Source organism: Streptomyces hydrogenans (assembly GCF_014656075.1).
Taxonomy (GTDB): Bacteria; Actinomycetota; Actinomycetes; order Streptomycetales; family Streptomycetaceae; genus Streptomyces; species Streptomyces hydrogenans.
On the sequence record NZ_BNBS01000020.1, the window covers coordinates 34,299 to 52,194 of the forward strand.

Below are 17,896 nucleotides of genomic sequence, written 5' to 3' on the forward strand. Positions count from 1 at the left end.
GGCCTACTCCTCAGACGGCCGCCGCTTCGGAAGCGCCGGGGCGGCCTTCTTCGCAGGCGGAGAGGGAGGCGGGACCCGCTTCTCGGGCTCCGGCTCGGGAGCCGGAGGGGTGTACTCGAAGTCCGGCTTGTAGACGCCGAACAGCTCCGGGTGCTGCGCGAGCAGCGGGTGCCCCTCGCGGACCGTGGCGCCCCGCCGCACCACGATCGGAATCCCGTCGAGGACGGTGGTGAAGGAGCTGCGGGAGACGTAGATCGTCGTCATGCTGCTTCCTTTCGCTGCGGGGGCAGGGGACCCAGGGAGGGCCCCCTGCCCGGCGGACTGCTAGGCCTTGACCTTGAGCAGGCGGAAGGAGTTGTCGACGAGCAGCTTGCTGTTGTTCCACCACACGGCCAGGAGGCCGCGCTGCCCGGTGGGCCGGCGGTTGGCGCCGAGGATGTGCGGCACCAGCTCGACGCTCATGCCGATCCTGTCGACGATCAAGAAGTTCCGGAAGTCGCCGTAGAGCAGGAACTTGCTGCCCGCGGTCGTGGTGTCGCCGGTCATGGCCGACGCCTCCAGGGCCGGGCGGCCCAGCAGCTCGGCCGGACGGCCGTTGCCGATCCGCTCCCACAGGTCGTGGCCGTCGGCCGCGGCGAACTGCCGGACCTTGGTGTAGACCGTGTTGTTGCCCATGAAGACGGCGTTGCCACGGAACCGCGGCGGCAGCGCGTCCTGGAGCGCGTACACGTCGCCCTCGGCGAAGGTGAGGGCGGTCGCCGTGTCCACGAGGGAGCCGGCGCCGAGGGTGGCGATGATGCCGTTGGCGTTCGGGGCGACACCGTCACCGAGGAAGAAGGAGTCGGACTCCTCCTCTTCCTTCGCGTCGGCGAGGATCGAGGTGACCTCGGAGCGCATCTGGCTCCAGTCCTGCTCGACCTCCATGGAGTAGGTGACGAAGCCGGTGACCCGCTCCGCCTTGACGGTGGGCTGCGCCAGGGACGGGTCCGTGGCCGCGACCTCAGCCGCCTCCGCCGAACGGGAGACCGTCACGCCGGCCGAGGTGATGCCCTGCCACTCCTTGCCGGTGATCTGGACCTGGCGGGAGACGGAGCGCAGCGGGTTGATGCGGCCGTCGTTCGTCAGGATCACCGTGGGGTCGAGCTGGAACGGCACGGCGTAGCCGCCGGTGGCGCCGGAGCCGACCGCGAGCGCGGCGCGCTCCTCGGCGGTGAGGCCGTTGGTGTGGAGCTGCGAGGCCACCTTGCCGAAGGCGCGCTCGTAGACCGGGGAGCCGGTCGCGAGCATGCGGCGGGCCAGGTCGCCTTCCTTGTTGTCGACGTTTTCGAGCAGGTAGGCGGCGCGCTCCTGGGCGGCCTCGCGGTTCTCGACGCCGGGGAAGCGGGAGATCTCGATCGCGCGCATCGCGTTGTCGCGGTACAGGCTGCCCATCTCGTCGACGGAACGGGCCCGGGAGCGAACGGCGCTCAGGTCGTAGATGTTCTCGCTGCGGCGGTGGAAGGCCGGCGAGGTCGACGGCACACGGCGCTCCGAGACGGGCGCGTCCTCGGTGGCCTCGTCGTCGGCCAGCTCGCGCAGGCGGGCGAGGCGCGCCTCGGCGGCTGCGATGGCCCGGCCGTGCTCGTCGAACTCGGCGGACAGGGCGCTCCACTCGGAGCGGATGTCGACGGGAAGCTCGGCGCCGGAGTACTCGTTGTCGATGTCGGAGAGACGCTGCCGGATCTCCTCGCGGCGAGCCCGTCGCTCCTCGATGGTCATGACGTCCATGGGGACACTGGCCTTTCGATATTCAGTTGTGTGTTCAGTTGTCGCGGGCGACTTCGGCCCGCTTTCGTGTCCCTCAGGAGTGGTGCCCTCGGGGGCGGCGACACCTTCGGGTGCTGCCCGCTGCTCTTCGTCGGTCTCCTCTTCCGGGACCACCGACTCGGCGGGAAGTTCTGCGGTGCGCTCCTGTTCAGAGCTGCTGGTCCGGACGCATTCCTGGATGAACGCCTCGCGGTCCTCCTCGGTCAGGTCGCCACTTCGAACGCCGACGGAGGTCTGGCTGTAGGCCGGGGTGGAGACGGGGCCGGCCTCGAAGAGCCTGACCTCCTGGATCTCCCGGGTCAGGGGTCCGCGGTCGCCCGCGTCGTAGAGAAGCTCGTACAGCTCCTGGTCGCGGATGACGACGCCGGCGTTGTCCGTCCACTTGTCGCGGGTGACGGAGAACTTGAAGCTCATCCCGCGTACGGCCTGGGCCTCGATCGCCTGCCTTACCGGCTCGACGACGTGGTTGGAGAAGAGGCGCCCCTCCACCTTGAGTCCGCGCTCGTCCTCGACGAGGGAGGTGTAGACGCCGATCGGGGTGGAGCCGACGCGCGTGTCGCGGCCGTGGTCCCACTGCATGATCGGGGTGCGCTCGCGGAGAGTCTTCCGGAAGGCTCCGGGCGCGATGGTCTCGGAGAACTTGCCTTCCCACGAGTTGATCTCAGTCGCGGTGTTGAAGACGGCGGCGTAACCGGAGAGGGACCTACCGTCGCCGTGCTCTTCCGGGCCTGCCCTTTCTTCGCTCTGATCGCGGGGCGTGAACATGAAGTCGACGTCCCGCACACAGAGATGCTTTTGCATCTCTAACTCCCGTATTCAGTTGTTTTGCAGCGGTGCGTTACTTCGTCGGCTTCTTGGCCGGGGCCTTCTTCGCGGGCGCCTTCTTCGCCGGGGGCTTCTTCTCGCCCGGCTTCGGCTTCTGGTTCGGCGGCGGCTTCTTGGCGGCTGCCTTCTTCTTCGGGTCAGGCTTCTTCTTCGGAGGCGTCGTCGCCATCGCGGGATCCCTTCGGTGTCGCCGGGGGCTTGGCACCCGGTCTCTGCTGTCCAATGGCCGGGCGGCCGGCTGCGCCGGGGCCGGTGGCGGGCTGGAGCTTTCCGGCCTTCGCGCCGGGGGAGGCGGGCTGAGGTTTGACCGGCTTCCCGTTCTGGTCGACGACCTTGGCCGCGGGCGGCCCGTCGGGCATCGGCGGCTGGAGCTGGACACTGAAGAGCCCGGTGTGCTTGAGCTTCCGCCAGTCACCGACGCATCCGCTCTCCATGAGGGCTTCGATGGCCGACTCCTGGGTCCAGCCCTGCATGACCAGGCCCTGGAGGATGTCCGCCTCCTGGGCGAGCACCTTCGCCTTCTCCGAAATGTCGTCGCGGAGGAAGCTGATGTGGCGGTCGTCGTACCAGAGGCGAGCCCCCTGGGGCGTCCGGACGAGGCCGCGGTACGCCTGGCAGAGCGACTCCCACAGCGGTCGCATCTCGCCGTCCGCCCAAGAGTCCTTTGCTGCCTTGAAGTTGCCTGCGTTCAGGCTGCTGCCCTGCATGCCCTCGGAGAGCCCGACGATGACCGGGTGGACGCGCGCTGCCGCGGCTATTCGGGTCTCGCCCGCGCCCTGCGTCGCCTTGAAGTCGAGCTGTCGCAGGTCGTACATCAGGGGGGTGATGTCCGCGCCACCGCCGACGAAAAGGGGCTTGTAGGCGTTGTCGGCGCCCTGATGGGTCTCCTTCATCGTGCGGATGAAGTCCTTGAACTGGTCGTTCGTGACGGTCTCTTTGAAGGACATCGCGAACGAGGGAGTGGCCGCGTTCTCGAAGAACTTGCTCTTGTGCTTCGTCGCCGCCTTGTCCGACATGATCTCCCGGATGACGGGGGTCAGCCAGGACATCCCCCGGTACAGGGCCTGCGGGTCCGGGGTGGGCGCCCACATGGCGAACCGCTCGTCGCCGGCCACGTAGAACTTCCAGGCGGAGCGATCCTGCGTGCCGCCCGGCTTGTAGATCCACCCGGCGATGTCGCACTCGACGGCCTGGTCTGGCGGGGCGGTGAGGATGGTGGTGACCCAGTCGGGGCGTAGGACCCGGATCCGTGAGATCGCAGCCGCGCCGCGGCTCTTGGTCTCGCGGACGGCGTAGTGGGTGCCGCCCATGTCGGCGTGCTGGATGGCGCGGCTGAGGAGTGCGCTGGTGGAGCCGCCGTTGGGCCAGGGATCCTCGAAGATCGACAGCTCCTTGGTGCCGAAGAGGTCACCGGGACGCCCTTCGCGCATCTTCTGCCACTGGAAGCGGATCTGGGAGAAGAGCCGCATGCGGGCGACCATGCAAGCGAAGACGACGCCGTCGCCCTTGTACGCCTGCGAGACGTAGCCCTCGAAGTCCGCGTCGATCGCCTCGTAGTTCTCGCCGGCGCCAGGCGAACCGAGGACCGGATACTCCAGGCCCTGATACTTCACGACCTGCTGGTACAGGTCGTCGAGGGTCATCCGCTCCTGCGGCTTCGGCTTACTGAAGAGGGAGGACCAGACCTTAGCCATCGTCGTCCTCCTTCTTGTCGGTCAGCAGCGTCGTCGCGAGCACGGCGAGGCCTCCGGCGATCAGGCCGTAGGGGCCGAGAAGCCAGACGAGCCCGGCGGTGACGAGCAGGATGGCCATGAAGATCGCGGACAGCGCTTCGCGGGTGGTCATAGGTCGTCCAATCCGGCATAGAAGAACGGCGTCGCGGCCTTCGGCTTCTCGAAGAGCACCTTCCGGTAGCCCCAGGCAGCGAGGGTCACGGCGACGAGCGGGGTGATGTCCACCGAGGAGGTCCGTGACGAGTCCCGCTTGTCCCAGCCCCACTTCTCGCCGAGCACCCGCTTGCTGGCTCCGGCCACGGCCTCGTTGAGCCCCTGCTGGTCGATGTGCACGATGTCCGCGATCTCGCCCCTGCGGGGCTGCACGCCGGAGGTGAAGGTGCCGCAGCCGTCGCCGACGTCCGAAGAGCTGGGGACGATGACGGTGATCCCGCTGCTTTCCAGCTCGTCGACGAAAGCTCCGGCCGGACAGCGTCGGTCGATCACGACGGCGTCGGGCTTGGCCCGGCTCCAGATCTCCTTGATCCGCTTGACCAGCCAGTCGGCACCGGCGCGGTGGTCCATCTGCACCTCGTCCGAGGTGATCTCGACGTGCAAGAAGTCGCCGTTGGTGCCGCAGACCCCGATGGCGGCGTGCTCGCGGCCGGGACTCACATCGACCCCGAGAACCTTGATCGAGTCCTGCTCGATCTCGGACCCCTCGTCGATCCGAGCCCGCCAGGCCTCCTCGCTGATGACGCTCCACGGGTCGCCCTGGACGGGCCAGCGGCCGACCGACAGCCGCTCGACCTTGAAGGCTTCACCCGACGGGTCGCCGCGCAGCTCGTTGTCGACGGTTTCGTAGCTGATCCGGATGCCGTAGCCCGGATTCGCCTTCGCCCAGGTCTCCTCGTCGCCCAGGCGGTCATGCTCATCGCAGTCGCGAGCGCAGAAGTCGTCGCAGACCTCGGCGGACCACTCGGCGAAGAACAGGTAGGGGTCGAGGTCCCCGGACTCCAGGGCCTTCATGGCCCTGTACCGGACGGCCCCGAACTCGAAGGCGTCCTCCAGGCCGGCGCTCCCGGTGAACCACAGCTGTGGATTGAGCTGCGCCGAGATCGTCGGGCGCAGCGCCATCATCGACTCGCTGTCGAGGAACATGCTCTCGTCCAGGACCACGAGCTGGGGCGAGAAGCCGCGGCCGAGCTTCTTCGTACGGGTCTTGAAGAGGAGGCGCGAACCGTCCTGGAGCTCGATGCGTTCCTTGCCGTTGGTCTCGTAGACGCCCTTGAGCTTCCTGTTGAGCGCGGGCGTGTTCTCGATCAGAGAGGCGATGCGCCGGAAGTGCTCACCGGAGGTGGCGAAGTCCTGCGCGGTGTGGAGGATCGTTTTTTCCGCGAAGCGGGGAAGGAAGAGGCCCGCGAGTTCGCGGGCCTCCAGGATCGATCCCTTGCCGTTCTGGCGGGCGACGACCAGGCCGACGTCCCTGGCGGCCCACATCCGCTCGATCTTCTTGGTGAAGGGGTTGATGAAGGTGTCAGCACGCTGGGCGCAGGCTCCGATGAGGACCCACTGCTGCCAGGGGTCAAGCTCAAGCCCTGCCATGGCGGCCAGGTCGACGGCATCGCGACCTAGGGTGAAGTCAATGGCCGTCGGAGGGGTATGGGAAATCCGTGGGCGCTGATGCCCAGTCCGCCTCGCGGGAGATGAGGAGGTCAAATGCGTCAGCCTCCCCGTCTGGCTTGGATGCTGCCGCGATGTCCTCGATCAGCTTCTGGAGCCTGAGCACGAGTGCGGAAACCTCACCGGTACGCATCTGGGCCATGTGGCACGTCTTGCACCGGTTGCCCTCAAGTTCGTGTGCGACGAAGTCCCGCATCGCTACGAGGGATTCGAGGTAGTCGCCCCTCTTCACGACCTCTTCGAGATTCGGCCGCGGGGCGAAGTACTCCATCTCGTCGGACATGAGCGTGACTACCGGAGCGGAACCGGGAAGCTGACCGGGTCACCCTTGTCGTGCTTGTGGACGATGTAGAGGACCGTCCCGAGCTGGGCGTTCGCGCCGACGTCGCCCACGTTCACGGAGATGTAGTTCGAGGTCTCCGGCAGGTCGGACGGCTTCACGCTGAAGACGATGAGCTGCTGCGACTCGGCAGAGGTGCCGGCGCCACCCGGGTCGACGATGGTGGCCGCAGCCGCCTGCGTGCGGCGCACCCAGACCTCGTCGTTGTCGAGGGTCGCCTCGGAGCGCAGGTAGTACTCGGTGATGACGGCCAGGTCGGCAGAGGTACCCGCGGTGGCCGCGGTGTGATGCCGCAGGGTGATCGTCGGGTCGTCGGCGGCGGTGCCGGCGCCCTTGAGGACGACGACGTCGACGCTCTTCACGTTGACCATGGAGATGCGGAGGCCGGTGACGGCGGCGGCGGAGAGGTCGGTCGGGACGCTGCCCACTGCGATGTCGTAGTCGGGGCCAAGGCCGTAGAGGGTGCCCATCGTGGTGCCTTTCTTGATCGATCCGGTGAGCGCACTCGCGGTCCCGGTGGATAGGGTGGGCGGTAGCCCGCGCCGATATGGCGTGCGTGGGTGAGGCCCGGCGCCCAGGGGTATCCCCGGGGGCAGTACCGCCGGGCCGCCTTCTTCGTGGTGGGGAATAACTCGGCTAAAGACGCGCCGCGCAGCCGAGGGACGTCGGGGGGCACGTCTATGAGCAGTCACGACCTGGAGGACTTCGTCGCGCAGACGGCCAGCCGACTGGCAGCCGAGTACGCGCGCATTCGAAAGCGGAGTGACGACCACGGCACCTCTGGCGACGAGGGCGAGGCCAACTGGGCTCGGATCGTCCTGGAACAGTGGCTTCCTGCCGGGTACCACGTGGTGACGAAGGGGAGGATCCTCAGCGCCAAGCACCGTGGAAGCGATCCCAACGGAGCACCTGAGATCAGCCCGCAGATCGACGTGCTGATCCTCTCGCCCTACTACCCGAAGTTCCTGGTCGACAGCGAGGTTAAGACCTACCTCGCAGACGGTGTTGTAGCAGCCTTCGAGTGCAAGAACACGCTGAAGGCCAAGCACCTTGCCGAGGCCGCCCAGACGGCCGCTGCCGTGCGCCGCATCACGGCTCCACGAGGTGGGACTCCCTATCGAGAACTGTTCGGTACGCCTATCTACGGAGTACTAGCGCACTCGCACGTCTGGCAGGAGGAGAAGTCCGATCCGGTGCGCAACGTGGAGCAGGCCCTACTGAAGGGGATTAACGGCCTGGCTCACCCACGGGAGATGCTGGACGTGGTGTGCGTCGCGGACCTCGGTACTTGGTTTCCTGTCAAGCTACCCTGGGTGCCGCGGCAGGCACGCGTGGGCGACTGGAGCGAGATCGAGGCAAAGCTAAGCATTCCTGACAGCTACGCCTGGACGCACATGGTTCGTGAAACCGCCACGGATTCCCCTCTCATGACATTCATGAGCGTACTGATGCGGCGCCTTGCCTGGGAGGAGCCGAGACTACTGCCGATCGCCCGGTACTTTCATGAGGTGGCACCACACCGAATTAACGGCACAGGCAGGATGTGGGGCAGCGAGATCTACAGTGAGCAAGTGCGGCAGGTAGTAACCGGACCGAGTTGGCTCGCTGACGACAGGCCGTGGAGAACCGGAGACGAGTGGGCCCGGTACATGATGTAAAAGGGCCGCTCGTGGTCGCCTACCGGTCCGTCACGCGGATCCCGATCGTGCGCTCGTCGGTCCGTCCCTGGCTGGTCGTGATGCGGCAGGCGACCTCGTAGGTAGTCCCGAGGACCCTGCCGGACAGCCACACGCTGGCGTCGTGGGATTCGCTGTTGGAGAGACCGAGGTGGCGCTACATAGCGCTTCGGAAAAATCTTCACCCTATGGTTCGAGAGTCCTCCATGATGGCGGGCATGCACCCTCGTGACGCAGAGACATGGCACGCGATCGACCAAGGCACCCGCGCGATCGACTGGGAGGCATGGTTCGGCAGCTCTGAGGGCGCCGACTACCTCACCTCCGCTGGCCATGCCCTGACTCAGCGCGCGATAGCAGGTCTCACCGAGTTCTTCCACAGTCGATGGCTACCGAGGGCGGTAAGCCCTTCTTCTGCTGCCGGCCGGGACTACGACGCCTTCGTTGGCCTGGGCAGGTTCTCTCCAGTGCTCCAGATCATGAACGGAGGAGCGCGGGGAGCGTGGGTGGAGGCAGTGCGATGGTGGGCCGCATACGCCTACCTGGAACAAGCCCGAGTGGCCGGGCTGGCCACGGTCAAGAGGGACGCCCGCCAGGACGTCACCCAGTCCCGCTTCCTGCACACCCAGACGCAGGCCCGTCTCGCGCTTCTCGGGGCAGCGCACGGTGAACAGGTTGAGCTGGAGCCGTCAAAATCCAGCGGCGGCCCCGGTGATGTCCGCATCGGCCCGGTCTTCATCGAGGTTGTCACCTTCGCCGAAGACCAGAAGTTCAAAGACTACGAGCGGTTCCAAAACGACTGCCGGATGCATCTTTTCACGCTCGACAGAGGCCGTGAAATCTACTGGGAGGGGGACTTCCCAGAACTCCTCGCTGCCAGCGACTTCGCGAGCTGGAAGGAGCGCACCACAGAGGCTGCCCAACAGTGCGCGGACTCGGGGGAGCCAGTCAATGTGCTCAGCAACGCCGGCAGACGGCTGTCCGTCCACCCCGGCATAGCACCCCAGGGCACCAAACTGTCCGGGGATGTTGTGGAGAGCGACCAGGGCATCAGGCTCCTGAGCAAGGTGCGTGGCAAGTGCCTCAAAACGAGGGGAGCTGGCACTGCGTGGATCTGGGTGGAGGACCACAGTGGCCTCTTCCACTTCGGGACGCCCTTCGCTGAGATGTCGCTCGCGGACAAGACCGATGCGCTCGCAGACCTGCTTGAGCCCCTGCTGGCGGAACACGTCCACGTTGCCGGGATCGTCGTTTCGAACGGCGGTCGCCGAGCCCTCCCGCTCCCCCCGAACGATGACGCGCCCCGTCGCATCGCGCAGGGCTTCCGGCGTGGGCTTCCCCTCGACCGGGTCCGCGAGACGATCGTGATCCCCAGACGGATCATGCTGCCCGAGCAGACCGCCCTCATCGCCAGGATGTGCGACGTGGAAGCCGACTCGCTCGACTGGGCCCTGGGAGAGCTTGGGGTGCCTGGAGGCGTAGGGGCGCTGCTGGTCGGTTCCACTGTGTCACCACCAGTGTCCCGACTGTGGACCCCATGAAGTTGGCTGCATGACGTCGTGCGAGGACAATGACCCCAGAGGGGGACCTCGCACGAAAGAAGAGCCCCATGAGCCGTCTCGGAGTCAGCATTCTCCTCGTGGCGGCGGTGGGCGCCGTTTCAGTCGGCTGCGGGAGCAGCGACGGAGGCGCCCCCGCGGCAGTGACCCAGGAGAGCACCCAGAGCGCAGCGGAGCAGCAGGACGCTGCCTTCCTCGCGCTGCTTGATAAGCACGGGGTGCTCTCGGCGAAGTCGGATGCCGCGCTCGTGAAAATCGGCCGGGAGGTCTGCGAGCAGGCCGACATGCTGCCGGAGTTCGCAGAAGGCATTGCTATGCAAATTCAGTCCAAGGACCCCTCGTTGGACGATGAGGAGTACCAGACCGTCTTCCAGGCCGCGGTGAAGACTTACTGCCCTGCGGAAGCTGGGTCGTAGCAGCTACCGGTCCGTCACGCGGATCCCGATCGTGCGCTCGTCGGTCCGTCCCTGGCTGGTCGTGATGCGGCAGGCGACCTCGTAGGTGGTTCCGAGGGCCCCGCCGGACAGCCGCACGGTCACCGTGCTGGCGTCGTGGGACATCGGTAGGCACCGGCCCGCCCCCTTACCCGATGACCTGCGCCCGGGGCCGTATCGCCGGCGTCGGCTTGTTCGACGTTCCCGTGGCGGATGCCACCGCAGTCGGAGACGCGCTCAGGTCCGCGCCGGCGGCCCGGAGCCCGATCGTGCGCTCGACGGAGGCCGTGATGACGTCGTTGGCGTCGAACGAGACTCCGCCGTGCGTTCCCGGCGCCACCTGCACGACCCCGTCGGTGACGAGCCGGCCGCCGTAGGCGACGGTGCCGCCGCGGCTGCCGAACTGTAGGCGGGTGGACACGCCGGTTGTGGTGAACGAGGGCTCCGACGTGATCGTGCTTCCTGCACTGATCAGCTCCCGCGATGCCCGGAAATGCAGCAGCAGACACGTGGCCGTCGTCGTGATGTTCGGCGTGGAGACGGTGTCCGTACCCGTGGTGCTGCTGTTCGTCTGCGCGTCGACGGGCGTGGTGTTGTCGACGCCCCGGAAGGCGTAGATCGCGCCGCACATGGGAGCGGCGTTGCTGTTGTCGTCCGTGAAGGTGTAGCTGGCCCCTTCGGAGCCCCCGGCGACCCTGTAGTAGGCGTTCGTCACGAAGGACACCGTCGGGTGGACATAGTTGTGGATCAGCGTCCAGCCTGCGGGTGGGGTGATGATGGCGTTCGCCGTGATGATGAAGGCCAGCATCACGTCACCGGGCACCACCGAACCCGGCTTCGCGATGTTGCAGGTAGAGGTGTTGGTCGACGTGTTGGTCGGATAGGGGTCGGGGGTCTTGGTGCCTCCGACAGCTGAGATCGCCACCTAGCCCCCCTATCTTCGCTCGCGCTCCAGGTACTCCGCAGCCGTGCGCAGGCGCCCGGCATCGTCATCCATCAGGCCGAGGGCCACATTGCACCTGCCGCAGAGAATGCCCCTGACGCGGCCGGTGCTGTGGCAGTGGTCGACATGCGGTCGATTGTCCTTGCCCGGCCATTCCTTGCTGCCGCATATGGCACACGCGTGACCCTGCGCCTCCAGCATGACGACGTACTCCTCTTCGGTGATGCCGTAGAGGTAGCTGCGCATGTATGCGGCGCGGGCACCGGGCTTGCGGTGCTTCTCTCGGTACGCACGCTTGGTGCAAGTATCTGAGCAGCACTTAGCGTTCGCGTGCTTCTCGTCAGGGATCGGCCCGCCGCACCCTTCGCACGGCTTACGCTCCGCTCGGACCTTTGCGCGCTTCGCCGCAGCCCGCTTGCGATTCTGGTGGATCTCACCGCACTTGGGGGAGCAGCATTCCGCCCTGAGGGTTACGGACTCAGGGATATCCGCGTCGCACACTGGGCAGTTCCGCTTACCCCTCTCGGCAAGCGCGGCAGCGCGCTCGTGCCGCCACTGCACCGAATCCTTACAGGACCGGGAGCAATACCTCGTAGGAGGCCGCCCCCGGCCACTGTAAACAAGATCCTTACCGCACTTCTGACACTTCTTAAGGTCACCCATGAGGACAGTTTACCCACCACTCTAAGTGGTAAATCCGCAGGTCAGACAGTTATTCTGAACAAACCGTTGGCATGCCAGACGACCGTGAAGGTGCCAGTGGTGACGCTCTGTGCCCCCCCAAAGTAGTGGTAGCTGATGCCCTGGTCCGCGACGGTGCCCGCAGTGATGCTGTCGTCGTAGACCAGGCAGCCGTACGCGTTCGTGATGGTCACCGTGTTGCTGTGGGTGGTGTCCGCCGCGTCGAACATCACGACGCCGCTGCCCTGGTCCGTCACGGCCTTCGAGGAGAGCGCGATGCCGGCCACCGGCCAGTCATCCGAGCCGTCGGTGTCGTTGAGGGCGTTGGTGTTCGCCCAGGTGCCGGTGTTGTACCCGGTGGAGCCGACCGCGGCGTCCTTGTCCGGGGTGATGCTGTTGTTGTAGAGGGCCGCCTTGACCGTGTCGCTGTCGAGGCCCGTGTAGCCGGTGCCGCTCGCCTCCTGGGTCATCTTGGCCCACTCGACGAACATGGCGCTGCCAGACCATGCCATGTCAGTTCACTCCGCTTCGTGTAGTTGCGCACGGTGCCAGCACCGCCACGTCGTTGCCGTCTTCGCGGGTCGTCTCGACTCGCATGATCGGGCGCTGCTCGCCGTCGTAGGTGACGGCCTCCCTGCCGATGTAGTCCTCGCGCTCGACGGCCTCGACCTTGCAGTGGGTACCGGCCGGGACGAACGGGGCGGTCAGCCCCTTCAGCCCCCGGCAGACGTGGAACCGGGTGTGCGGCTTCGCCTCGTGCGTCACGTCGGTCTGCGTGCAGTTCGGGCACTCCCAGCGCTGCTCTGCCTGAAGGAGCGGAACCTTCCTGCCGAGCAGACTCTTGATGAAGTTCATGCGGGCGCCCTCTCATTCGGTGGATCGTCCAGACGCTGATGACGATCGCCACCATGCAGTGATGTTTCTCCGGTGAATCCCGCCACCCACTCGGGTGACCTCGCGCATGGATGCCTTCCGAGCCAGGCGCGGCGACATGTAGAACGCCGGGCATGATCACCAACCTGATGCGACGCGGCCTGCCCGCACTTCTCCTTGCGGCCCTTCCCTTGCTTCCCGCTTTGCCGGCGGCGGCCGACAGCCCCCTGCTGCCGAATACGGCTCCCCGCGTTCCGGAACCGCTCCCGGGCGCCGGAGCACCGGAGCAGGTGATGACGACGCTCTACGAGGCCATCGACCGCCTGCCCATCGCCGCCGAGCACCGTGAGGGGTACGACCGGCGCCTGTACAAGCACTGGAACAAGGGCCTGAACGGCAGCGACGGGTGCAACACCCGCAAGGAGGTCATCCTCGCCGAAGCCGTCGAAGCACCCCAGGTCGCAGACCGCTGCGCGCTGACGGGCGGGTCCTGGCTCAGCAAGTACGACAACGTCACGGTCACCGACGCCGCCCGCCTCGATGTCGACCACTTCGTCCCGCTCGCTGAGGTCTACGACTCCGAGCAGACCCCGTGGAGTCCGGAGCGGCGCGAGGCGTACGCGAACGATCAGGACAGCCCCGACACCCTGATCGCCGTCACCGCGGCGTCGAACCGCTCGAAGGCGGACAAGGACCCGGCCGAATGGCTGCCGTCGGACGCCACCTACCACTGCACCTATGCCGCGACCTGGGTCGGCACGAAGCTGCGCTGGGACCTCGCCGCGGACGAGGTCGAGCGCGACGCCCTCCTCGGGCTCGCCGAAGACTGCCCCGCCACTGTCGTCACCTACGAGCCGGCGCCGTAGCCGTCTGGCCTCTCCTTGTAGGCGCCCCTTGAGCTGAGAAGCGACGCCTCGTTTTCTTGAACACACGACCTAGTTGTGACAGGAGACCGAGGCGTGGCCCGCTGTCGGGCGGACGCCCGGCACCTTCGTGACCGTCGCCGCGTTTGCCGTGACCGAAGCTGCGGCCTGGCCGGCGTTCGCCTGGGTGCCGCCGAAGATGGCGATCGTCGCCGCGAAAGCAGTTGCGGTAACCGCGACCGCGCCGGCCGAGGCGTCCACGTTCGTGACGTCCAGCACCTCGACCTGGACCTCGACCAGCTCCGCGTTGACGCGGACAGTGCTGAGGGAGTGGACTGTCGCATCCTCGGCACTGGTGCCGACGTCGATCGACTCCGAGACGCCGAGCACACCGTTCTCCATCGCGATGGAGCTGGCGCTCGTCGTGGCAGCAGCGGCCCCGGCAGAGAAGGAGGTCGAGATGCTCGCGTCGTACGCGGTGACCGGGATGTCCGCGGAGGGGGCCTCCGGGCTCGTGTCCGCGAGGATCGTCACCGTCAGCAGAGGCAGCTCGACCACGAGCGGCACGAAGGTGACCCTGCGCTGCCCCAGGTAGTAGCCCTCCTGCGTGATGACGAGCCACCGCTCGTCCCGCTCGGGCGTCACCACGTTCTCGGCGAAGCGGCGAGTCTCGCCGCCGATGTCGACGGCCGGCAGAAGCAGCACCGACATCGGCCCGCGCGGTTCCGTGCGCCCCGTGATGCTGACGGCGATCTCGACCAGTGCGGAGAGCGGGCCCTCGTAGAAGCCGTGGAAAGCGTCCACGGCGACGTCCGGCAGCGGCAGGTCCGCCGCCATCGTCGCCGGATAGGCCGCCGAGCCCGACATCGACACCGACGAGATCGACGGCAGGTCGACCTCCAGGACCGCCGCGTTACCGCCGGCCCGGATGGCCATCGTCACGGTGACGTTGTGGGTCTCCGTCGTCGAGGCCGTGATCGCGAGGCCGGGCTTGCTGCCCGAGCCCGCGTAGTCGCTGGTGGCCATGTACAGGCCGCCGGAGTAGGCGAACGCATTCCCGGAGGCCGCGACACCCGAGTCGGACAGCTCGGTGACGCCGGAAGCCGTGTACGTGATCGGTGTACCCGAGCTGGCGCGCCGCGCCGCCCGGAAGTACACCATCCGTCCCTGCGTGCCGCCGGACGCGGCCTCGGTGGTCATCGGCTCGGAGCTGTTGAAGGACGCGGACAGCACGGGGACGATGTCGATCGGGGTGGCGTTGTCGACCCCGCGCCACGCGGACGCCTGGCACAGCAGGGTCGCCGCGCTCGGCACCGAGAACGTGAAGCTCGACGGCTCCGATCCGCCGGCGACCTTCCGGAAGACATGCACCCGGAAGGTCTCGATGCCGTAGTCGTCGAGCTTCGTCCAGCCCGCGGGGGCGGTCACGGCCTGGTAGTTCGAGGTGACGAAGGCCGTCAGCAGGTCCCCGGAAGCAGTCCCGGTCGGCTTCGTGACCACTACCGAGGTACTGCTCGCGCTCGACCCGACCTGCGTGTTGACGTGGGAGACAGCCACCGTTCCCCCTTCAGTCCGTGGCGCCGAGCCTCGGCCTCACGATCCGCTCCTCGCGCTCCGGGGTGACCGTGCGGATCCCGAAATGACGCGTCTCACCGACAACGTCCACGACCGGGAGAACCAGAACGTCCAGGGAGCCGCGCGCAGCCGATGCACCCACCACCGAGACCGTCACGACCACCGGCACGGCCAGGGTGCCGGACGGAGGAGAAGCGATCCCCGCACCCGTCATCGACGGCATCAGCAACGACACCGCCATCGCCGCGCTGTAGCTCAGCTCACCCGAGCCCGCGGCCGACAGCAGCGGAAGGTCCACGGCGAGACTGCCCGACGCGACCGCACCCTCCTGGTTGTCCAGGATGCCGATCCACGACATCGCCGACTCCCAGGCCGCTCCCCGCGACACCGTCCTCGACGTGCTACCCGTCGCGACCGTCCCGTTCGAGTCCCACATGCCAGGCTCGATGTTCGAGTTCGGCTGCCGGTCCCGCAGAGCTACCTCGTTCGAGGCGATGGCGTAGCTCGTCGAAGCCGACGAGTACGCCGCGGCGACCACCCGCCAGTTCGTTGCCGCCGGATTCGACACCGACGCCGTGGCGAAGCTCGCCGCCGAGCCCGTACTCGACTCACCGTCGACCGCCAGGCCGGCGACACCGCGGTAGGCGCACACGATCGCCGCCCGATCCGCCGTACCGCCCCCCGTGAAGGAGCCGTTCCAGGACGACGGCTCCGACGCCGTCGCCGTCCTCGTCATCACGTGGATGAAGCCGTTCGCACCCCCGTAGACGTGCCCCACCGTCGTCCAGCCCGAAGGGTTCGTCACCGTCCGGTCGCCGCCACCCGAATCGAAAGTGTCGGCCGCGAAGACAGCGACGAGGAAGTCCCCGGTCGTGACGCTGGCCGGCTTGTTCAGCGTGAACGAGCTGCCGCTCGAAGCGGCCGAGTCCCACGAAGCGGTACCGACGAAGGAGATAGCCATCGCCTACCTCCTCTACACTCCCGGCCCATGCGAATAGTCATGTACCGCGTCGGCGAGCACCGCAGGGCCTACCACTGGGACGGCGCATGCCCGAGGCTCACGGGGCGGCTCGACACGGTTGAAGAGTGGGGAGCCGTGCCGGAGGAGAAAGCCCAGGCGGAGCTGGGGCTCAAGCCCTGCCAGGTGTGCGCGAAGGAGAGCTGAACATGTGCGATGCCGACCTACGAGGTCGGCATCGTGATCGTGCCCGAGGTGATCGTGACGTTGACGCCCGATGTGATCGACGTCGTGTTCAGGTTGATCTGCTGCCCCGACGTACCCACCGAGCCGTCCAGGATCGACGAACCGCCCGACGTCGCCATCCGGAACCACCCGGCCGTACCGGTTGCTGCCGCGGCCACCGTCAGCGGCGTGCCGTTCAGCGTGATCGTGCCGCCCGAGGCGTTACCGAAGCCCGGCGAGCCCAGCGTGAACGTGGCCAGCAGAGTGCCGCTCGCCGCGGTGTCCGCCGTCGCAGGCTGGCTGCCGGTGTAGATCTTGATCGTGCCCGCATTGCCCAGCGCCGTATCGACCGCGTCGGACAGGCTGTTGGCGAGCGATGCAGAAAGCCGTACCGCCATGTCGTATATCCCTTCTCAGCGCTCAACGACGCGAATAGTGATGGACCGGTCATCCGTCCGACCGCCGGAAGTCGCAATACGGTTCGTGACCTGGTAAACCTGGCCCGCAGTACCACCCGACAACCACACCGTCGATGTCTTTGTCGTATTACTCTCGGAATCGACCGTAATGCCGACCGAAACAATGAATTGCGAACTGGAAATGGTCTCGCCATCGTCGAGCCATTCATTCCAATCCCACACCCAGTCGAGCACCGCGTCCGGGTCCTTCTTGTGGTCGCGGGCAGCCATCGGAAGGCACCTCCAGTTTGCAGTCGTGAAGCTCGGTAGGTCGCCCAGGAGTGCGGACTATGCATGCGACGCACCGGCCTCGGCCTCTCGTTCGCCACGACGGTCCGCCGCCGTGCGTGATCACGCCTCTGACCTGCATGTTCCTTGATCAAAGCGTGCAATTTTTCACTGCGGGGAGAAATCTGGTCGGGAGGCGGGGTCGACCGGCCGATATGCATTCACGTCGCCGCATACCCCCCCACCTTCGCTGTGCGAATGCAATTCGCGGTAGCAATGTGCCGGGTTTCGGGGGGTCCCATTGCTCGGGAGTGGCGCAATGACCCTTGGCTATTTCAAGACACTGGAGTCTGATTGCCAATCAGCTGGCCACGTATATTCGCAGGTCAGTAGGCCGGCGTGTCAGCCGCGGGCGACATGAGGTGTATTGCACTCTCGAATGGCGGTTCGCAATTGATGGTACGGAATGGGTCCCATGCAAGCGGCATTCCATTTGCTCCATCATCGGGAATCCATTTGCGATGTCGCGCTAGGGTCCCATGTAAGCGGCATTCCATTTGCTCCATCATCGGGAATGGCATTTGCGATGTGGCGCTAGGGTCCCATATTGGATATGGAGAGGGTGCCCATTTCGGCCCTATATGCCCATGTCACTCTATTCGCTAACTCGCATTGCATACATGCATTGAGGCAATGAGATTCGCTGTGCAGCATTGACTAAAGCGTTCGCTTTGGCCATACAAGTTCAAAGTGATTTCGAAATCGCATTTGAAATCGAATCCATGAAAGCGGAAAGTCAAAAGCCAAAAGCGCAAATGAATGCGCAATGCGTGCACGGTAAGCATGGGTTATGCGTGTGTAGGTATGGCGCATAGGTGTGGGGTGTAGGGATTGGGTACCTAGGTACCTAGGTGCCTATGCCTACATAGGGTAGGGGTAGGGGTAGGGGTGCATGGCATATGGGGTAGCACTAGCACTCATCATGGGTGCATAGGTGCATAGGTGCATAGGTGCATAGGTGCATAGGTGCATAGGTGCATAGGTGCATAGGTGCATA

22 protein-coding genes and 1 pseudogene are annotated in these 17,896 nt (G+C 66.3%); 5 read left to right on the plus strand and 18 right to left on the minus strand.

The window, feature by feature from the left end:
* Window positions 1-3: 3 nt before the first annotated feature.
* From IE321_RS11405 to IE321_RS11440, 8 genes are read right to left on the minus strand one after another with little or no spacing between them, the layout of a single operon-like run.
* Entirely contained in the window at window positions 4-264 is a 261-nt protein-coding gene (locus IE321_RS11405) for a hypothetical protein (RefSeq protein WP_190222725.1), read from the minus strand.
* A 60-nt stretch (window positions 265-324) separates the two neighbouring features.
* A complete protein-coding gene (locus tag IE321_RS11410) occupies window positions 325-2,607 on the minus strand; it encodes a phage major capsid protein (protein WP_226652499.1) in 2,283 nt (760 codons plus the stop codon).
* A 37-nt stretch (window positions 2,608-2,644) separates the two neighbouring features.
* Window positions 2,645-2,800 (minus strand): hypothetical protein, encoded by a 156-nt coding sequence (locus tag IE321_RS11415; protein WP_190222726.1) that lies wholly within the window; start codon window positions 2,798-2,800, stop codon window positions 2,645-2,647.
* On the minus strand, window positions 2,769-4,325 hold the full coding sequence (locus tag IE321_RS11420; protein ID WP_190222727.1) for a phage portal protein: 1,557 nt from the start codon (window positions 4,323-4,325) through the stop codon (window positions 2,769-2,771). The genes IE321_RS11415 and IE321_RS11420 overlap by 32 nt, the downstream gene beginning before the upstream one ends.
* Window positions 4,318-4,476 (minus strand): hypothetical protein, encoded by a 159-nt coding sequence (locus IE321_RS11425; protein ID WP_190222728.1) that lies wholly within the window; start codon window positions 4,474-4,476, stop codon window positions 4,318-4,320. Before IE321_RS11425 ends, IE321_RS11420 begins: the two co-directional genes overlap by 8 nt.
* On the minus strand, window positions 4,473-5,948 hold the full coding sequence (locus tag IE321_RS11430; protein WP_190222729.1) for a terminase large subunit domain-containing protein: 1,476 nt from the start codon (window positions 5,946-5,948) through the stop codon (window positions 4,473-4,475). Before IE321_RS11430 ends, IE321_RS11425 begins: the two co-directional genes overlap by 4 nt.
* A 37-nt stretch (window positions 5,949-5,985) precedes the next feature.
* On the minus strand, window positions 5,986-6,309 hold the full coding sequence (locus tag IE321_RS11435) for a hypothetical protein (protein WP_190222730.1): 324 nt from the start codon (window positions 6,307-6,309) through the stop codon (window positions 5,986-5,988).
* Between the two features lie 8 nt (window positions 6,310-6,317).
* Window positions 6,318-6,836, minus strand: coding sequence for a hypothetical protein (locus IE321_RS11440; RefSeq protein ID WP_190222731.1), 519 nt, complete (start codon window positions 6,834-6,836; stop codon window positions 6,318-6,320).
* A gap of 210 nt (window positions 6,837-7,046) precedes the next feature.
* On the opposite strand from IE321_RS11440, the gene IE321_RS11445 reads away from it, so the two are divergent.
* Complete coding sequence (locus tag IE321_RS11445; protein WP_190222732.1) at window positions 7,047-8,024, plus strand: DUF6602 domain-containing protein; 978 nt, start codon at window positions 7,047-7,049, stop codon at window positions 8,022-8,024.
* Between the two features lie 19 nt (window positions 8,025-8,043).
* Here IE321_RS11445 and IE321_RS43320 read toward each other — a convergent pair.
* Window positions 8,044-8,163: pseudogene (locus tag IE321_RS43320) on the minus strand (phage fiber-tail adaptor protein); the annotation flags it as partial.
* A gap of 97 nt (window positions 8,164-8,260) precedes the next feature.
* On the opposite strand from IE321_RS43320, the gene IE321_RS11450 reads away from it, so the two are divergent.
* Both IE321_RS11450 and IE321_RS11455 read left to right on the plus strand, forming a co-directional pair.
* The gene (locus IE321_RS11450) at window positions 8,261-9,583 is read left to right on the plus strand and encodes a hypothetical protein (protein WP_190222733.1); all 1,323 of its coding nucleotides are present in this window, start codon (window positions 8,261-8,263) and stop codon (window positions 9,581-9,583) included.
* A gap of 68 nt (window positions 9,584-9,651) precedes the next feature.
* On the plus strand, window positions 9,652-10,017 hold the full coding sequence (locus IE321_RS11455; protein ID WP_190222734.1) for a DUF732 domain-containing protein: 366 nt from the start codon (window positions 9,652-9,654) through the stop codon (window positions 10,015-10,017).
* A gap of 3 nt (window positions 10,018-10,020) precedes the next feature.
* Here the strand turns inward: IE321_RS11455 and IE321_RS11460 are convergent, their stop codons facing one another.
* From IE321_RS11460 to IE321_RS11480, 5 genes are all read right to left on the minus strand, one after another.
* Entirely contained in the window at window positions 10,021-10,161 is a 141-nt protein-coding gene (locus IE321_RS11460; RefSeq protein ID WP_190222735.1) for a phage fiber-tail adaptor protein, read from the minus strand.
* Between the two features lie 22 nt (window positions 10,162-10,183).
* The gene (locus IE321_RS11465) at window positions 10,184-10,960 is read right to left on the minus strand and encodes a hypothetical protein (RefSeq protein WP_190222736.1); all 777 of its coding nucleotides are present in this window, start codon (window positions 10,958-10,960) and stop codon (window positions 10,184-10,186) included.
* A 9-nt stretch (window positions 10,961-10,969) separates the two neighbouring features.
* Complete coding sequence (locus IE321_RS11470; RefSeq protein ID WP_190222737.1) at window positions 10,970-11,224, minus strand: endonuclease VII domain-containing protein; 255 nt, start codon at window positions 11,222-11,224, stop codon at window positions 10,970-10,972.
* Between the two features lie 458 nt (window positions 11,225-11,682).
* Window positions 11,683-12,171 (minus strand): hypothetical protein, encoded by a 489-nt coding sequence (locus IE321_RS11475; RefSeq protein ID WP_190222738.1) that lies wholly within the window; start codon window positions 12,169-12,171, stop codon window positions 11,683-11,685.
* Between the two features lies 1 nt (window position 12,172).
* Window positions 12,173-12,514: a hypothetical protein gene (locus tag IE321_RS11480; protein ID WP_190222739.1), complete on the minus strand. Its 342-nt coding sequence runs from the start codon at window positions 12,512-12,514 to the stop codon at window positions 12,173-12,175.
* A gap of 311 nt (window positions 12,515-12,825) precedes the next feature.
* Here IE321_RS11480 and IE321_RS11485 point away from each other — a divergent pair, with 311 nt between their 5' ends.
* Complete coding sequence (locus tag IE321_RS11485) at window positions 12,826-13,398, plus strand: HNH endonuclease family protein (protein ID WP_308076707.1); 573 nt, start codon at window positions 12,826-12,828, stop codon at window positions 13,396-13,398.
* Between the two features lie 69 nt (window positions 13,399-13,467).
* Here IE321_RS11485 and IE321_RS11490 read toward each other — a convergent pair whose 3' ends face one another.
* Both IE321_RS11490 and IE321_RS11495 read right to left on the minus strand, forming a co-directional pair.
* Window positions 13,468-14,952, minus strand: a complete 1,485-nt coding sequence (locus tag IE321_RS11490; protein WP_190222740.1) for a hypothetical protein — start codon at window positions 14,950-14,952, stop codon at window positions 13,468-13,470.
* Window positions 14,953-14,962: 10 nt separating this feature from the next.
* Window positions 14,963-15,931 (minus strand): hypothetical protein, encoded by a 969-nt coding sequence (locus tag IE321_RS11495; RefSeq protein ID WP_190222741.1) that lies wholly within the window; start codon window positions 15,929-15,931, stop codon window positions 14,963-14,965.
* A gap of 27 nt (window positions 15,932-15,958) precedes the next feature.
* On the opposite strand from IE321_RS11495, the gene IE321_RS11500 reads away from it, so the two are divergent.
* Window positions 15,959-16,135: a hypothetical protein gene (locus IE321_RS11500; RefSeq protein ID WP_190222742.1), complete on the plus strand. Its 177-nt coding sequence runs from the start codon at window positions 15,959-15,961 to the stop codon at window positions 16,133-16,135.
* A gap of 17 nt (window positions 16,136-16,152) precedes the next feature.
* Here the strand turns inward: IE321_RS11500 and IE321_RS11505 are convergent, their stop codons facing one another.
* Window positions 16,153-16,551: a hypothetical protein gene (locus tag IE321_RS11505; protein WP_190222743.1), complete on the minus strand. Its 399-nt coding sequence runs from the start codon at window positions 16,549-16,551 to the stop codon at window positions 16,153-16,155.
* A gap of 15 nt (window positions 16,552-16,566) precedes the next feature.
* A complete protein-coding gene (locus IE321_RS11510; RefSeq protein WP_190222744.1) occupies window positions 16,567-16,842 on the minus strand; it encodes a phage fiber-tail adaptor protein in 276 nt (91 codons plus the stop codon).
* Window positions 16,843-17,896 lie beyond the last annotated feature (1,054 nt).

Bases quoted from the DNA above. Each gene is read 5' to 3' on its own strand.
- IE321_RS11405 (WP_190222725.1), bottom strand. From the start codon at position 264: ATGACGACGATCTACGTCTCCCGCAGCTCCTTCACCACCGTCCTCGAC.
- IE321_RS11410 (WP_226652499.1), bottom strand. From the start codon at position 2,607: ATGCAAAAGCATCTCTGTGTGCGGGACGTCGACTTCATGTTCACGCCC.
- IE321_RS11415 (WP_190222726.1), bottom strand. From the start codon at position 2,800: ATGGCGACGACGCCTCCGAAGAAGAAGCCTGACCCGAAGAAGAAGGCA.
- IE321_RS11420 (WP_190222727.1), bottom strand. From the start codon at position 4,325: ATGGCTAAGGTCTGGTCCTCCCTCTTCAGTAAGCCGAAGCCGCAGGAG.
- IE321_RS11425 (WP_190222728.1), bottom strand. From the start codon at position 4,476: ATGACCACCCGCGAAGCGCTGTCCGCGATCTTCATGGCCATCCTGCTC.
- IE321_RS11430 (WP_190222729.1), bottom strand. From the start codon at position 5,948: ATGGCAGGGCTTGAGCTTGACCCCTGGCAGCAGTGGGTCCTCATCGGA.
- IE321_RS11435 (WP_190222730.1), bottom strand. From the start codon at position 6,309: ATGTCCGACGAGATGGAGTACTTCGCCCCGCGGCCGAATCTCGAAGAG.
- IE321_RS11440 (WP_190222731.1), bottom strand. From the start codon at position 6,836: ATGGGCACCCTCTACGGCCTTGGCCCCGACTACGACATCGCAGTGGGC.
- IE321_RS11445 (WP_190222732.1), top strand. From the start codon at position 7,047: ATGAGCAGTCACGACCTGGAGGACTTCGTCGCGCAGACGGCCAGCCGA.
- IE321_RS11450 (WP_190222733.1), top strand. From the start codon at position 8,261: ATGCACCCTCGTGACGCAGAGACATGGCACGCGATCGACCAAGGCACC.
- IE321_RS11455 (WP_190222734.1), top strand. From the start codon at position 9,652: ATGAGCCGTCTCGGAGTCAGCATTCTCCTCGTGGCGGCGGTGGGCGCC.
- IE321_RS11460 (WP_190222735.1), bottom strand. From the start codon at position 10,161: ATGTCCCACGACGCCAGCACGGTGACCGTGCGGCTGTCCGGCGGGGCC.
- IE321_RS11470 (WP_190222737.1), bottom strand. From the start codon at position 11,224: ATGCGCAGCTACCTCTACGGCATCACCGAAGAGGAGTACGTCGTCATG.
- IE321_RS11475 (WP_190222738.1), bottom strand. From the start codon at position 12,171: ATGGCATGGTCTGGCAGCGCCATGTTCGTCGAGTGGGCCAAGATGACC.
- IE321_RS11480 (WP_190222739.1), bottom strand. From the start codon at position 12,514: ATGAACTTCATCAAGAGTCTGCTCGGCAGGAAGGTTCCGCTCCTTCAG.
- IE321_RS11485 (WP_308076707.1), top strand. From the start codon at position 12,826: ATGACGACGCTCTACGAGGCCATCGACCGCCTGCCCATCGCCGCCGAG.
- IE321_RS11495 (WP_190222741.1), bottom strand. From the start codon at position 15,931: ATGGCTATCTCCTTCGTCGGTACCGCTTCGTGGGACTCGGCCGCTTCG.
- IE321_RS11500 (WP_190222742.1), top strand. From the start codon at position 15,959: ATGCGAATAGTCATGTACCGCGTCGGCGAGCACCGCAGGGCCTACCAC.
- IE321_RS11505 (WP_190222743.1), bottom strand. From the start codon at position 16,551: ATGGCGGTACGGCTTTCTGCATCGCTCGCCAACAGCCTGTCCGACGCG.
- IE321_RS11510 (WP_190222744.1), bottom strand. From the start codon at position 16,842: ATGGCTGCCCGCGACCACAAGAAGGACCCGGACGCGGTGCTCGACTGG.